Origin of the sequence: Sphingomonas rosea (assembly GCF_039538065.1) — a bacterium.
Lineage (GTDB): Bacteria > Pseudomonadota > Alphaproteobacteria > Sphingomonadales > Sphingomonadaceae > Sphingomicrobium > Sphingomicrobium rosea.
Genome location: NZ_BAABBR010000001.1, coordinates 2,412,251 through 2,425,902, shown reverse-complemented (window position 1 = coordinate 2,425,902; position 13,652 = coordinate 2,412,251). Strand labels below are relative to the sequence as shown.

The following is a 13,652-nucleotide window of genomic DNA, read 5'->3' as shown; positions in this document are numbered from 1 at the left end:
CCAACTTTGCTCTAAGATGGTGCGCAGTTCCCATGCACCGCTTCGCCAATCCCGCCCGCTTCCTCAAGATCGCCCGACCGGCCACCAGCTGGCTGCTCGGCATCGGACTGGTGCTGAGCGCGATCGGGATCGTCGGTGCGCTGGCGATCATCCCGCCCGACTATCTGCAGGGGCAGACCGCGCGAATCCTGCACATCCATGTGCCCGCCGCCTGGCTCGGCATGGGCGGATGGACCGGAATCGCGGTCGCCAGCGCCATGCAGATTATCTGGCGCCATCCGCTCGCCGGGGTCGCCGCCCGCGCCATCGCCCCCGCCGGCGCGCTCTTCGCGCTCATCTGCCTTGCCACCGGGTCGATCTGGGGCCGCCCGACCTGGGGCACCTGGTGGGAGTGGGACGGACGCCTGACCAGCATGCTCGTCCTGTTCTTCCTCTACTGCGGCTACATGGCGCTGTCGGCGGCCGAGCAGGAGCGGGGGCCCGACGGCCGCGCCGCGCCGATCTTCGGGCTCGTCGGCGCGATCAACCTGCCGATCATCCATTATTCGGTGCTGTGGTGGAACACGCTCCACCAGGGCGAGAGCATCACGCTCACCCGCAGCTCGATCGCGCCCGCCTTGCTCTGGCCATTGCCCTTCACCCTGCTCGGCTTCTCGGCCCTGTTCGGCGCGGTGGTGCTGCTGCGGATGCGGACCGAGCTTGCCGCGAACAAGGTCGAGGCGCGCCTTCGCCGGGCGAGCGCCGAATGAACCAGTGGGCATATGTGATCGCCGCCTACACGGTGGCGCTGGGGGGCACGGCGGGGCTGCTGGCATGGGCGCTCGCCGCCTGCCGCCGCGCCGAGGAGCAGGCGGACCGGATCGGCCGACGCCCATGAGTCTCGCGCCCAAGCACCAGCGGCTGGTGCTGGTCTCCCTCGCCGTGGTGGCGCTGATTGGAGCGGCCCTGCTCGCCATGTGGGGGCTGGCCGACAAGGCCGCCTATTTCCGTACTCCGCAGGACGTCGCCGCGGGCCGGGCCGAAGTCGGCGTTCCGCTGCGGCTGGGCGGCATGGTCAAGGCCGGCAGCATCGCCCGCGCCGGTGACGGGGTGACGGTCAACTTCACCCTGACCGACGGCGTCGCCGACGTGCCCGTCCGCTTCCGCGGGATCGTGCCCGACCTGTTCAAGGAAAACAGCGGCGCGATCGCCGAAGGTAGCCTCGGCGCCGACAAGGTGTTCGTCGCCGACAACATCCTCGCCAAGCATGACGAGCGCTACATGCCGCCGCAGATGGGCAATCAGGCCGCCGAGATGAAAACCCGCGAGACGGCGAAGTGATCGCCGAAGTCGGCCTCGCCGCCCTCTGGCTCGCCGCCAGCCTCGCGCTGCTGCAGTTCGCGCTGTCGCTGCTCGGCCAGCGGATCGGCGAACTCCGGACGATGGTCGTGCCCGTCGCGGTCGCGCAGGGGCTGCTGACGCTCTTGAGCTTCCTGCTGCTGATCCTCCTCTTCGTCCGCACCGACACCAGCGTCCAACTGGTCGTCGCCAACAGTCACAGCGCCAAGCCGCTCATCTACCGGATCGCGGGCACCTGGGGGAATCACGAGGGCTCGATGCTCCTGTGGGTGACCGTACTGACCGTCGCGGGCGCGCTGCTGGCGATCGTCGAGCGGCGCCTGCCCGAACGGACGATGCGTGCGACCCTGGGCGCGCAGGCGCTGCTGGCGCTGGGCTTCTTCGGCTTCCTGCTGATCGCATCGAACCCGTTCACGCGGCTCAACCCGGCGCCGGACAACGGGCAGGGGCTCAACCCCTTGCTCCAGGATCCCGGCCTCGCCTTCCATCCGCCGACGCTCTACCTCGGCTATGTCGGGCTCTCGATCGCCTTCAGCCTCGCAGTCGGCGCGCTGGTCACCCGCGAGGTCGGCCCGGCGATGGCCAAGGCGATGCGGCCGTGGGTGCTCGGCGCCTGGGTGCTGCTGACCATCGGGATCGTCGCCGGCTCCTACTGGGCCTATTACGAGCTTGGGTGGGGCGGCTGGTGGTTCTGGGACCCGGTCGAGAACGCGAGCCTCATGCCGTGGCTTGCCGCGACCGCCTTGCTCCACTCGATCAACGTGCTTGCCGCCCGCGGCTCCCTGCGGGCCTGGACGATCATGCTCGCGGTCGTCGCTTTCTCCATGTCGATGATCGGCACCTTCCTGGTTCGCTCGGGCATCCTCACAAGCGTCCACAGCTTCGCGGTCGATCCGACGCGCGGCAGCTTCATCCTTGGCCTCCTCGTCTTCTACACCGGCGGCGCCTTGCTGCTGTTCGCCCTGCGCGTGTCGAGCGTCCGTGAGGGCGCGCGGTTCGATCCCGTCAGCCGCGAGGGCGCGCTGGTCGCCAACAATCTCCTCCTCACCGTGATCCTCGGCACGGTCTTCGTCGGCACCCTCTATCCGGTGCTGGTAGAGGCGGTGACGGGCGAGAAGATTTCGGTCGGCCCGCCTTACTTCAACGCGGTCACGGGCCCGATCGTCCTGCTCCTCGCGGCGCTGCTGTTCATCGGCCCACTGCTGCGCTGGCGCCGCGACAGCCGGCCGAACCTGCGCCGCGTCGCGCTTCCCGCGATCGTCACGGTGGTCGCCTTCGCCGCGACCTTCGTCTGGCCCGCGATGCACCTCCTGCCGCGCCTCGGCCTCGCCTTCGCCGCCGGCCTGTTCGTCGCGAGCTTCCTACCGCTCGCCGGACGCAACCTGCGCCGCACGCCGCTCACCATCTGGGGCATGGTGCTGAGCCACCTTGGAATTGCCATCGCGATGATCGGGGTCGCGGCCGATTCGTCGCTGACTAGGGAAACGCTCGCCGCCGCGCGGCCGGGCGAGACGCTGAGCGTCGGCCCGTGGCAGGTCCGCTTCGTCGGCGTCGATCCCGTCGGCGGCCCCAACTGGACCGCGATCGAGGGGCATCTGGTCGCCACGCGCGGCGAAACCAGCATCCGCCTCGATCCGCAGAGCCGCTATTTCAACTCGCCCCCGACCGAGACCAACGAGAGCGCGATCGCGACCCGGCTCGACGGACAGCTCTACACGGTTCTCGGCCACCGTGACGGCGACCGCTGGCAGCTCCGCTTGTGGTGGAAGCCGATGGTGACCCTGATCTGGCTCGGCGGCGGGTTCATCGCGTTCGGCGGTTTCCTGGCGCTGATCGGCCGGATCCGCCGCGAGAAATTCCGCCCGACGGTCTTCACCGAGGCCCGGGCATGAGCCGCAAGCTCTGGCTGCTCCTGCCGTTGCTCGTCTTCGTCGGCTTCGTCGCCGCGGCCGCGTGGCGCTTGAGCGATCCGCCAGACACGACGGTGAGGAGCCGGATGGTCGGTCGCGAAGCCCCCCAGTTCGCCGCCGCGCCGATGCTGCCGGGCCGCGCCGGCCTCGCCAGCACCGACCTCGGCCAGGGCAAGCCCCGCCTCGTCAACTTCTTCGCCAGCTGGTGCGTGCCCTGCATCGCCGAGGCGCCGGTCCTCGCCGACTTGGCAAAGCGCGGCGTCACCATCGATGGAATCGCGCTGCGCGACCAGCCGCGGGACATCGCCAAGTTCCTCGCCGACAATGGCGACCCCTTCACCGCGATCGGCAGCGATCCCGTCGGCGAAGCGCAGATCGCCTTCGGCTCCTCCGGCGTCCCCGAGAGCTTCATTGTCGATGGCAAGGGCGTCATCCGCTACCAGCATATCGGCCCGATCCTGCCCGAGCAGGTCGGCGAGGTACTGGACGAATGGAGGAAGGCGCAGTGAGGGTGGCGTCGCGCCAGCGCCCTTCGACTTCGCTTCGCTCCGCACAGGGCGAACGGTGGCGGGGGAGCGCTCGTCCTGAGCGCAGTCGAGGGACGCTGGCGCTCGCCCTTTTGGTGGCCTTTGCGCTTCCCGCGCACGCCGATTCGAACCGCCCGCCCGCGCCTTATGCCTACAAGCAGCTCGCCGACCCCGCGAAGGAGGCGCAAGCCACCGATCTCATGGCGACGCTCCGCTGCCTCGTCTGCCAGGGCCAGTCGATCCACGACAGCGACGCCGAGATGGCGGGCGACATGCGCCACCTCGTCCGCACCCGCATCGAGGCGGGCGAGAGCCCTGAGCAGGTGCGCGCCTTCCTCATCGACCGCTATGGCAGCTGGGTGAGCTACCAGCCGACCCTCGATCGCGACACCTGGTTCCTGTGGGCCTTCCCGCTGTTCGTGCTCGCCGTCGGCGGCTGGCTCGTGCTGCGCCGGATCAAGGTGCGCCGCTGATGGGCTTCCTCTGGCTCCTTGTCCTTTTGCTGTTCACCGCGGGCGGGCTGTGGCTGGTCGGCAAGCTGCGCGGCCCCGCGCTCACCGTCATGCTCGCGACCCTGTTCGTCGGCGCGGCGGGCTATGCCTTCCAGGGCAGTCCGACGCTCGCCGGCGTGTCGCGCGAGGGCGAAGAATCGCCCCCGGCGCTGGTGCTCAAGGAACCGCGCCAGGCGATGCTCGGCACCTTCACCGCGGGCGAGCGCTACCTGACGATCGCCGACAGTTTCGCCAGCCGCGGCAAGACGCGCGAGGAGATCGGCGCCATCCGCGCGGGGATCAAGAGCTATCCCAAGGACCTCTCGCTGCGCATCGGGCTCGGCAATGCGCTGGTCGACCATGCGCAGATGATGACCCCGGCGGCGGAGCTTGCCTACGCGCAGGCCCGCGCGCTGAACCCGAAGCACCCGGCCTCCTATTTCTTCGAAGGTCTCGCCCGCGCCCGTGGCGGCGAGCAGGAGGCCGGTCTCGCGCTGATGAAACAGGCGCTCGATCTCGCGCCGCCGGGGGTCAGCTACCGGCCGATGATCGAGCAGGGGGTGATGATGCTCTCGGGCGCGATTGCCGAGCAGCAGATGAACCTGACGCCCGAGCATATGCGTGGTGGCGGGGCGGTGATGCCGACCTCGCCGGCGGCACCGCCGTCACCCCGGCCCTGAGCCGGGGTCCACCTGCCTTCGAGCGCGAAGAGAAAGATGGATCCCGGATCAAGTCCGGGATGACGTTGATCGAAGTAACTTACTCGCCCCGACCGGTCGCATCCTGCAGCGAATCGATCTTCTTCGAGGCCTCGGCCTTGCTCAGCGACGAATCGAATTCCTCGCCCGCTTCCTCGCTCAGCGTCTGGAGATAGCTCGCCTGCGCGCCCGTCATCGGCTCGTCGCCGGTGGTCCAGTGATCGGGGTCCTTGACCGCATTGCCGGTCGGGTGCGCCTTGGGATCGTTGGAAATCTCGGTCGTCATTTGTCCTGCCTTTTCAACACTGTGATCAGGCAGGACAACGAAGATGTTCTTGTCTTGTTCCGTTCAGGCGGCGGCCTCGAACGGGAGGTCGAGCGCCTCGGCGACCGCTTGGTGGCGGATCTTGCCGTTCGACACGTTGAGGCCGTTGGCGAGGTGCGGATCGGCCCGCATCGCCTCGTCCGCGCCGAGGTTGGCGAGCTTCAGGGCGAAGGGCAGGGTCGCGTTGTTGAGCGCGAACGCGCTGGTCCGTGCGACCGCGCCCGGCATGTTGGCGACGCAATAATGGATCACGCCATCGACCTCGAATACCGGATCGGCGTGGGTGGTCGCGTGGCTGGTCTCGAAGCAGCCGCCCTGGTCGATCGCGATGTCGACGAGCACCGAGCCGCGCTTCATCGTCTTGAGCATCTCGCGGGTGACGAGCTTGGGGGCCGCCGCGCCCGGGACCAGCACCGCGCCGATCACCAGCTCGGCCTCTTCCACCGCCTTGGCGATGGTCGCCTTGGAGGCATAAGCCGTCTTGATCTGGCTCGAGAAGAACATGTCGAGCTCGGCCAGGCGCTCGTTCGAGATGTCGTAGATGGTGACGTCGGCGCGCATGCCGACCGCCATCTGCGCCGCGTTTACGCCCGAGACGCCGCCGCCGAGAATCGCGACCTTGGCCGGGGCGACGCCCGGAACGCCGCCCAGCAGCACGCCGCGGCCGCCCTGTTCCTTTTCGAGATAATGCGCGCCGACCTGGACGCTCATGCGGCCCGCCACTTCGCTCATCGGCTTGAGGAGCGGCAGCGCGCCCGAGCGGCTGGTCACCGTCTCGTAGGCGATGCAGGTCGCGCCCGACTTCATCAGCCCCTCGGCCTGCGGCTTGTCGGCGGCAAGGTGGAGGTAAGTGAAGAGGAGGTGATGCGGCTTGAGGAGCGCGATCTCGCTCGGCTGCGGCTCCTTCACCTTGACGATCATTTCCGCCTTGTCGAACACCGCGGCGGCGTCGGGAAGAATGGTCGCCCCGGCCTTCACATAGGCGCTGTCGGGGCAATCGATGCCGTTGCCGGCGCCGGTCTCGACGAACAGCTCGTGGCCGGCCGCAACCAGCTCCTTGACCGAGGCCGGGGTAAGGCCGACACGATATTCGTGGTTCTTGATTTCCTTGGGCACGCCGACGCGCATGGGAACGATCGCCTTTTGCTGAGTTGTGTTGTCTGATGGTTGTCGCGCGCGCCTATAGACCGGACTTCGGCCGCTTAGCCAGCCGATTGCGGGGCTTAAGCGACGCTGCTAGGGGCCCGCGCCGATGAACGTCACCGCCCAAGCCACGGACAATGCGTCCAACGAGTCGGTGACCGAGAGCGAGCACAGCCACGGCCACGCCCCCGAGGGCTCGCTCGCCAAGCTGATGATCGGCGCGGTCGGGATCGTGTTCGGCGACATCGGCACCTCGCCCATCTACGCCTTCCGCGAGACCTTCGCGGGCCATCACGTCCTCGCCCCCGACCGGCTGCACATCTACGGCGTGCTGAGCCTCATCTTCTGGTCGATGATGATCATCGTGACGCTCAAATACGTCACCATCATCATGCGCGCCGACAACAAGGGCGAGGGCGGCAGCCTGGCGCTGCTCGCCCTCATCAACCGCTCGACCGGCACCCCGCGCAAATGGACCAGCGGGATCATCCTCTTGGGCGTCTTCGCGACTTCGCTGTTCTACGGCGACAGCATGATCACCCCGGCGATCTCGGTCCTGTCGGCGGTCGAGGGGCTGACCACGGTCAACAGCGGGTTCGAGCCGTTCGTCCTCCCGCTCGCGATCGGCATCCTCGTCGGGCTGTTCGTCATCCAGAGCCGCGGGACCGCCCGAGTCGGCAATCTCTTCGGCCCGGTGATGATCGTCTATTTCATCACGCTGGCCGTGCTCGGCGTCTGGCATCTCACCGGCCATCCGGGGCTGGTCCTCGAGATGCTCAATCCCGGCAATGCCGCCAACTTCTTCATCCAGGAGCCGGTCCGCGCCTTCATCGCGCTGGGCTCGGTGGTGCTGGCGGTGACCGGGGCCGAGGCGCTCTACGCCGATATGGGCCACTTCGGCCGCCGCCCGATCCGCTACGCCTGGGTCGCGGTGCTGGTCTGCCTGCTGCTCAATTACGTGGGGCAGGGGGCGATGCTCCTGTCGCTTTCGCCCGCCGAGGCGATCGAGACGGTCAAGAACCCGTTCTTCTTCCTCGCCCCCGAGCCGCTGCGCCTGCCGCTCGTGCTCCTCGCCACCGCCGCCACGATCATCGCCAGCCAAGCGGTCATCACCGGCGCCTTCTCGGTGACGCAGCAGGCGATCCAGCTCGGCTTCATCCCGCGCTTGCGGATCCTCCACACCAGCGAAAAGGCCGCGGGGCAGATCTACATCCCGGCGATCAACTGGGCGCTGATGGTGATGGTGCTTCTGCTCGTGGTGAATTTCCGGTCGAGCAGCAACCTCGCCGCCGCCTATGGCATTGCCGTCACCGGCGCGATGTTCATCGACACGCTGCTGCTGGCGGTGGTGCTGACCTCCCTGTGGAAGTGGCCGGCGTGGAAGGCCTGGCCGTTGCTCGGGCTCTTCCTCGTGGTCGACATCGCCTATTTCGGCGCCAACCTCCTCAAGGTCCCCGTCGGCGGCTGGTTCCCGCTGCTGGTCGGCGCGATCGCCTTCACCATGCTGACGACCTGGGCGCGCGGGCGGCAATTGATGCTGCTGCGCATGGCCGAATCGAGCCTTCCGATGGAGGTCTTCGTCAAATCTGCCGCGGGCAGCGCGACGCGTGTCCCCGGGACCGCCGTCTTCATGACCAGCTCGGCCAAGGGCGTGCCCCACGCGCTCCTGCACAACCTCAAGCACAACAAGGTGCTGCACGAGCGGGTGATGCTGCTGACGGTCAAGATCGAGGACGTGCCCTACGTCCCCGTCGCCAAGCGCATGCAGACGCAGGACTATACCGCCGGCTTCTTCCGCGTGATCCTGCGCTACGGCTTCATGGACGAGCTCAACGTCCCCGAGGAACTGAGCAAGCTCGAGACCTGTGGCCCGAAGTGCCGGATGATGGACACCAGCTTCTTCCTCGCGCGCCAGACCCTCATCTCGACCTCGCGCCCCGGCATGGCGAGCTGGCGCGAGCGGTTGTTCGCCTGGATGCTCCGCAACTCCGAAAGCGCGATGGAATTCTTCAAGCTGCCCCCCAACCGGGTGGTCGAGCTCGGCAGCCAGGTCGAGATCTAGGGCTTTCGGGACACTGCAACTTTGCGGGGCGCTCCGGCATTGCCCGCCCATGGATCAAATCGCCTCCTGGGTCGCGACCGTCGCCACCATCGTCGCCGCCTGCTTTACCGCCTCCAATCTCGGCAGCCGGATCACCGGCATCGGCTTCATCATCTTCACGATCGGCTCGATCGCCTGGTTCACCAACGGGCTGCTCACCGGCCAGCCCGCGTTGATGTGGACCAATGTCGTCATGACGCTCCTGAATGCCTTCGGCGTCTATCGCTGGCTCGGGCGCCAGGCGAAGCTCGAGGACGGGGCGAGCAAGGCGGCCGAGAAGAGCGCGGACGAGCCCGGCGAGGACCTGTTCGCTGCCTCGAGCCTCACCAGCGCCAAGCTGCTCGGCCGCGGCGGCCAGCCGCTGGGCGCGACGGTCGACGCGATGCTGAGCTGCAACGGTGGCAAGCTGCGCTACCTCGTGGTCGCCGCTGGCGGGGTCGCGGGGGTGGGGGAGACCTTCCGCCGGGTCGACTGGCATTATGCCGGGGTGCAGGAAGGCGCGGTCCACACCGACATGACCCCGCGCGAGTTCGAGCGCCTGCCTGAGCTCCAGAAGGACAATTGGCCCGGAGCGTGAGCGACTTGGTTGTAAGGAACCGTCGATGAGCGGTGCATTGATCGTCACGGCGGCGCTTCACCCGGAGGATTTCGCTTGGCTCGACGGGGAGCGGAAGGCCTATTTCCCGCCCGAGCGCAACCAGCTTGCCGCCCACCTCACCATGTTCCACGCGCTTCCGCCCTCGGCCGAGAGCGAGGCTTCGCGGCTGTTGTCCGAACTCGTCCGCCGCCCGCCGCCGCGCGCGACCGTCGCGGGGCTGATGAACCTTGGCCGCGGCGTCGCCTACCGGATCGTCTCGGACGAGCTGGAAGCCGTCCGCCGCGAGATCGCCGAGCATTTCCACGGGATGCTCACCGCGCAGGACGGGCAGGGCTGGCGGCCGCACGTCACCATCCAGAACAAGGCCGAGCCCGCGGCCGCCAAGGCGCTTCTGCGCGAACTCGAATCGCAATTCGCCCCGCGACCCTTGCGGATCGCGGGGCTGGAATTGCATCGCTACCTCGGCGGCCCGTGGGAACGCCTCGGCAAGTGGAGCTTCCGACCCTAGCTGAGGTCGCCGACCCCGTCGCAGCTCAGTTCGAACGCGGCCATGCCGCTTTCGAGCACGCTCGCCAGCATCGGCATCTCGAGGAACTGGTCGACGATGTCGCCCGAGCGCACCTCGTCGGTCGCCTCGGCGATCGCCTCGTCCCAGTCGGACGCCTCGTAGGTGCCCTGGCCGACCCAGCAGAAGGCGAGCAATTCGGCCTGCTGGTCCTCGGCGAGGTCGTCGATCGCGGCGCGAAGCTCTTCCTCGACGCCGTCGTTGATGTCGTCGTCGAGCACGGAGAGCGCTTCGCCATCCTCGCCGTCGACATTCTCGGCATCCTCGCCCGCGTCATAGTCGGAAGGCACCTGCGCCTCATATTCCTTGGCGCGCAGGATGATCCGGCACAGGGTGTCGAGGGGCGTCAGCGGGTCCATTGGTTTGTCTCTCCTTTTGACAGCGCTAACACGGGCGGGGGGACAGCGGTTCCTTGACGCGTTGACCGACCCATATGTCCCGCGTATAGGCCCGCCCGCCATCACGGCGCCTCGACGACGGGGCGGAGTAGCTCAGCTGGTTAGAGCAGCGGAATCATAATCCGCGTGTCGGGGGTTCAAGTCCCTCCTCCGCTACCACGTCGCTTGCGCCCGACGGCGAATGTACAACCCGCATGGGGGGCATCATAGCCCGGTGCGAGTGGCGAAGCCGCCCTCGTTCCCGCTCCCCAGAGGATCAACCGGAAGGAATTATCCCTATGGCGAGCACGCTCGTCTCGATGCAGCAATTGCTCGAAGCTGGTGCCCACTTCGGCCACCAGACCCACCGCTGGAACCCGCGGATGAAGCCGTACATCTTCGGCGACCGCAACGGCGTTCACATCATCGACCTGTCGCAGAGCGTTCCGCTGTTCGCCCGTGCGCTCGACTTCGTCCAGCAGAGCGTCGCCCGCGGCGGCAAGGTGCTGTTCGTCGGCACCAAGCGCCAGGCGCAGGACGCCGTGGCCGAGGCCGCGCAGCGCTCGGGCCAGCACTTCGTCAACCACCGCTGGCTCGGCGGCATGCTGACCAACTGGAAGACCATCTCGAACTCGATCAAGCGCCTGAAGACGCTCGAGGAGCAGCTGTCGGGCGACACCGCCGGCCTCACCAAGAAGGAAGTCCTCCAGCTCACCCGCGAGCGCGACAAGCTCGAAAAGAGCCTCGGCGGCATCCGCGACATGGGCGGCCTGCCCGACGTCATGTTCGTGATCGACACCAACAAGGAAGAGCTGGCGATCAAGGAAGCCAACGTCCTCGGTATCCCGGTCGTCGCGATCCTCGATTCGAACTCGAACCCCGAGGGCATCGCCTTCCCGGTTCCGGGCAACGATGACGCCAGCCGCGCCATCCGCCTCTATGCCGACGCGATCGCCGAGGCCTCGCTCGCCGGCAAGACCGGCAACCAGCAGCGCCAGGGTGTCGACATCGGCGCCATGAGCGAGCCGCCGGCCGAAGCCGCCACCGCCGAAGCGTAAGCCTCTTGCTCCCCTCCCGCCCGCGGGAGGGGACGAGCCGCAGAGCGGCGAAGGGGAGGGCCTGTCACGGTGGTGACGCTCTCCTCCGGCAACGACATTCCCTCCCCCAACCCCTCCCGCCAGCGGGAGGGGAGAAGCAAGGACAAGACACATGGCTGAGATCACGGCCGCATTGGTGAAAGAACTGCGCGAGCGCTCGGGCGCTGGCATGATGGACTGCAAGAAGGCGCTCGCCGAAAATGGCGGCGACATCGAAGCCTCGATCGACTGGCTGCGCGCCAAGGGCCTCGCTTCGGCGGGCAAGAAGGCCGGCCGTACCGCCGCCGAGGGTCTGGTCGGCGCTGCCGTCTCGGGCACCAAGGGCGTGGTGGTCGAGGTCAATTCGGAAACCGACTTCGTCGCCAAGAACGAGCAGTTCCAGAACTTCGTCCGCGACGTGACCAAGCTCGCGCTCGAGACCGGCGATGACGTCGAGGCGCTCAAGAAGGCGACCATGCCGAACGGCAAGAGCGTCGAGGAAGCGCTGACCGAGAACATCGCCACCATCGGCGAGAACCAGAACCTGCGCCGCGCCAAGAGCCTCGAAGTCTCGCAGGGCGCCGTCGTCAGCTACGTCCACAACGCCGCTGCGCCCGGCATGGGCAAGATCGGCGTGCTGGTCGCGCTCGAGGGCGATGCCCCGGCCGACAAGCTCGAAGCGCTTGGCCGTCAGCTCGCGATGCACATCGCCGCCGCCGCGCCGCTGGCGCTCAACGGCGACGACATCGACCCGGCGATCATCGAGCGCGAAGCCGCGATCGCCCGCGAGAAGAATGCCGACAAGATTGCCGGCAAGCCCGCCGACATCGCCGAGAAGATCCTCAAGGGTCCGGTCGACAAGTTCCGCAAGGAATCGGCGCTGCTCAGCCAGGCGGTCGTGTTCGACGGCAAGACCCCGGTCCAGGACTGGGTCGCCGGTGAAGCCAAGGCGGCCGGCGGCAGCGTCACCGTCAAGGACTTCGTCCGCTTCCAGCTCGGCGAAGGCATCGAGAAGGCGCAGAGCGACTTCGCCGCCGAGGTCGCCGCTGCGGCCGGCGTCGCCTGACACCAGCATCTGACCCCGTCGTGCCGGATCAAGTCCGGCATGACGGGTTGGCTTTCGGGCGGGGGCTGCATAGAAGCGCCTCCGCCCTTCCTTTTGTCCGGAGCCCCACATCCTCATGCCCCGTCGCTTCAACCGAATCCTGCTGAAGCTGTCGGGCGAGGCATTGATGGGCCCGGGCCAGTTCGGCATCGATCCCGAAACCGTCGCCTCGATGGCGGCCGAGGTGAAGGCCGCCAAGGAAGCCGGCTTCGAGCTCTGCCTCGTCATCGGCGGGGGCAACATCTTCCGCGGCATGGCCGGCGCGGCCAAGGGCATGGACCGGGCCCAGGCCGACTACATGGGCATGCTCGCGACCGTGATGAACGCGCTCGCGGTCCAGAATGCGCTCGAGCAGATGGGGGTCGAGACCCGCGTCCAGTCGGCGATCAAGATGGACCAGGTGTGCGAGCCCGTCATCCGCCGCCGCGCCGAGCGCCACCTCGCCAAGGGCCGCGTGGTGATCTTCGCCGCGGGCGTCGGCTCGCCCTATTTCACCACCGATACCGGTGCCGCGCTCCGCGCCGCCGAGATGAAGTGCAATGCCCTGTTCAAGGGCACCAGCGTCGACGGCGTCTATTCGGCCGACCCCAAGAAGGACTCGAACGCCAAGCGCTACGAGACCATCGGCTTCGACCGCGTGCTGGCCGAGGACCTCAAGATCATGGACGCGGCCGCGGTCGCGCTGTGCCGCGACAACGACATCCCGATCGTCGTCTTCAACATCCGCCAGCCGGGCAATCTCGCCAAGGTGCTCGCGGGCGAGGGGACCGCCACGATCGTTCAGAACCAGGAGGGAAACTGATCCATGCCAGCCTATGACAAGGCCGATACCCAGCGCCGCATGAGCGGCGCGGTGGACTCGCTCAAGAGCGATCTGGGCGGACTTCGCACCGGCCGCGCCTCGACCGCGCTGCTCGATCCGGTGCAGGTCGAGGTCTATGGCGCCAAGATGCCCCTGAACCAGGTCGCGACCGTCTCGGTGCCCGAGCCGCGGATGATCTCGGTCCAGGTCTGGGACCGCTCGAACCTGAACGCGGTCGAAAAGGCGATCCGCTCGGCCGGCCTCGGCATCAACCCGATCACCGACGGGCAGATGATCCGCCTGCCGATCCCCGACATGACCGAGGAGCGCCGCAAGGAGCTCGCCAAGCTCGTCAGCCAATATGCCGAAAAGGCCCGGATCGCGGTGCGCAATGTCCGCCGCGACGCGATGGACGCCTTGAAGACCGACGAAAAGAAGAAGGAAATCGCCGAGGACGAGCACAAGCGGCTCGACACCGAGGTCCAGAAGATGACCGACGACACCATCAAGGAAGTCGATTCGGTCGCCGCGGCCAAGGAAAAGGAAATCCTCGGCAAGTGAGGTCGCGTCGAACCGGCACCGTGCTTCGACGTCGC

General features: G+C 67.7%; 17 protein-coding genes and 1 tRNA gene. 15 read left to right on the top strand and 3 right to left on the bottom strand.

The genetic code is table 11. The features are described from left to right. Positions 1 to 32: 32 nt before the first annotated feature. The 7 genes from ccmC (at position 33) to ABD693_RS11960 (ending at position 4,946) form a co-directional block, all read left to right on the top strand. Positions 33 to 749 carry a heme ABC transporter permease CcmC gene (gene ccmC, locus ABD693_RS11990; RefSeq protein WP_344697303.1) on the top strand — a complete coding sequence of 239 codons (717 nt, stop codon included), beginning with the start codon at positions 33 to 35 and terminating at the stop codon, positions 747 to 749. Continuing rightward, positions 746 to 877 (top strand): hypothetical protein, encoded by a 132-nt coding sequence (locus ABD693_RS11985; protein ID WP_344697302.1) that lies wholly within the window; start codon positions 746 to 748, stop codon positions 875 to 877. The genes ccmC and ABD693_RS11985 overlap by 4 nt, the downstream gene beginning before the upstream one ends. Beyond that, positions 874 to 1,320 carry a cytochrome c maturation protein CcmE gene (gene ccmE, locus ABD693_RS11980; protein WP_344697301.1) on the top strand — a complete coding sequence of 149 codons (447 nt, stop codon included), beginning with the start codon at positions 874 to 876 and terminating at the stop codon, positions 1,318 to 1,320. Before ABD693_RS11985 ends, ccmE begins: the two co-directional genes overlap by 4 nt. After that, positions 1,317 to 3,230 carry a heme lyase CcmF/NrfE family subunit gene (locus ABD693_RS11975; RefSeq protein ID WP_344697300.1) on the top strand — a complete coding sequence of 638 codons (1,914 nt, stop codon included), beginning with the start codon at positions 1,317 to 1,319 and terminating at the stop codon, positions 3,228 to 3,230. The genes ccmE and ABD693_RS11975 overlap by 4 nt, the downstream gene beginning before the upstream one ends. Then, complete coding sequence (locus ABD693_RS11970; protein WP_344697299.1) at positions 3,227 to 3,757, top strand: DsbE family thiol:disulfide interchange protein; 531 nt, start codon at positions 3,227 to 3,229, stop codon at positions 3,755 to 3,757. Before ABD693_RS11975 ends, ABD693_RS11970 begins: the two co-directional genes overlap by 4 nt. 113 nt (positions 3,758 to 3,870) lie before the next feature. Beyond that, on the top strand, positions 3,871 to 4,248 hold the full coding sequence (locus tag ABD693_RS11965; protein WP_344697297.1) for a cytochrome c-type biogenesis protein: 378 nt from the start codon (positions 3,871 to 3,873) through the stop codon (positions 4,246 to 4,248). After that, positions 4,248 to 4,946: a tetratricopeptide repeat protein gene (locus tag ABD693_RS11960; RefSeq protein WP_344697296.1), complete on the top strand. Its 699-nt coding sequence runs from the start codon at positions 4,248 to 4,250 to the stop codon at positions 4,944 to 4,946. Before ABD693_RS11965 ends, ABD693_RS11960 begins: the two co-directional genes overlap by 1 nt. A 79-nt stretch (positions 4,947 to 5,025) precedes the next feature. Here the strand turns inward: ABD693_RS11960 and ABD693_RS11955 are convergent, their stop codons facing one another. Both ABD693_RS11955 and ald read right to left on the bottom strand, forming a co-directional pair. Then, positions 5,026 to 5,250 (bottom strand): DUF3072 domain-containing protein, encoded by a 225-nt coding sequence (locus ABD693_RS11955; protein WP_344697295.1) that lies wholly within the window; start codon positions 5,248 to 5,250, stop codon positions 5,026 to 5,028. A 63-nt stretch (positions 5,251 to 5,313) separates the two neighbouring features. Further along, entirely contained in the window at positions 5,314 to 6,417 is a 1,104-nt protein-coding gene (gene ald / locus ABD693_RS11950) for an alanine dehydrogenase (protein WP_344697294.1), read from the bottom strand. A 124-nt stretch (positions 6,418 to 6,541) separates the two neighbouring features. Here ald and ABD693_RS11945 point away from each other — a divergent pair, with 124 nt between their 5' ends. Genes ABD693_RS11945 through ABD693_RS11935 form a run of 3 tightly spaced genes read left to right on the top strand, consistent with a single transcriptional unit; the run spans position 6,542 to position 9,639 of the window. Beyond that, positions 6,542 to 8,494, top strand: coding sequence for a potassium transporter Kup (locus ABD693_RS11945; protein ID WP_425567284.1), 1,953 nt, complete (start codon positions 6,542 to 6,544; stop codon positions 8,492 to 8,494). A gap of 49 nt (positions 8,495 to 8,543) precedes the next feature. After that, the gene (locus ABD693_RS11940; RefSeq protein ID WP_344697293.1) at positions 8,544 to 9,110 is read left to right on the top strand and encodes a PRC-barrel domain containing protein; all 567 of its coding nucleotides are present in this window, start codon (positions 8,544 to 8,546) and stop codon (positions 9,108 to 9,110) included. Between the two features lie 25 nt (positions 9,111 to 9,135). Further along, a complete protein-coding gene (locus ABD693_RS11935; RefSeq protein WP_344697292.1) occupies positions 9,136 to 9,639 on the top strand; it encodes a 2'-5' RNA ligase family protein in 504 nt (167 codons plus the stop codon). Here ABD693_RS11935 and ABD693_RS11930 read toward each other — a convergent pair. Then, positions 9,636 to 10,055, bottom strand: coding sequence for a DUF3775 domain-containing protein (locus ABD693_RS11930; protein WP_344697291.1), 420 nt, complete (start codon positions 10,053 to 10,055; stop codon positions 9,636 to 9,638). The two genes, ABD693_RS11935 and ABD693_RS11930, sit on opposite strands and share 4 nt — an antisense overlap. 121 nt (positions 10,056 to 10,176) lie before the next feature. Here ABD693_RS11930 and ABD693_RS11925 point away from each other — a divergent pair. From ABD693_RS11925 to frr, 5 genes are all read left to right on the top strand, one after another. Continuing rightward, positions 10,177 to 10,253 (top strand) — tRNA-Met (locus tag ABD693_RS11925). A gap of 119 nt (positions 10,254 to 10,372) precedes the next feature. Further along, positions 10,373 to 11,131, top strand: coding sequence for a 30S ribosomal protein S2 (rpsB, locus tag ABD693_RS11920; RefSeq protein WP_344697290.1), 759 nt, complete (start codon positions 10,373 to 10,375; stop codon positions 11,129 to 11,131). Between the two features lie 151 nt (positions 11,132 to 11,282). Next, positions 11,283 to 12,215, top strand: coding sequence for a translation elongation factor Ts (gene tsf / locus ABD693_RS11915; RefSeq protein ID WP_344697289.1), 933 nt, complete (start codon positions 11,283 to 11,285; stop codon positions 12,213 to 12,215). Between the two features lie 115 nt (positions 12,216 to 12,330). Next, on the top strand, positions 12,331 to 13,056 hold the full coding sequence (gene pyrH, locus ABD693_RS11910) for a UMP kinase (RefSeq protein WP_344697288.1): 726 nt from the start codon (positions 12,331 to 12,333) through the stop codon (positions 13,054 to 13,056). A gap of 3 nt (positions 13,057 to 13,059) precedes the next feature. Further along, positions 13,060 to 13,617 (top strand): ribosome recycling factor, encoded by a 558-nt coding sequence (gene frr / locus ABD693_RS11905; protein WP_344697287.1) that lies wholly within the window; start codon positions 13,060 to 13,062, stop codon positions 13,615 to 13,617. The last annotated feature ends 35 nt before the right edge of the window (positions 13,618 to 13,652 follow it).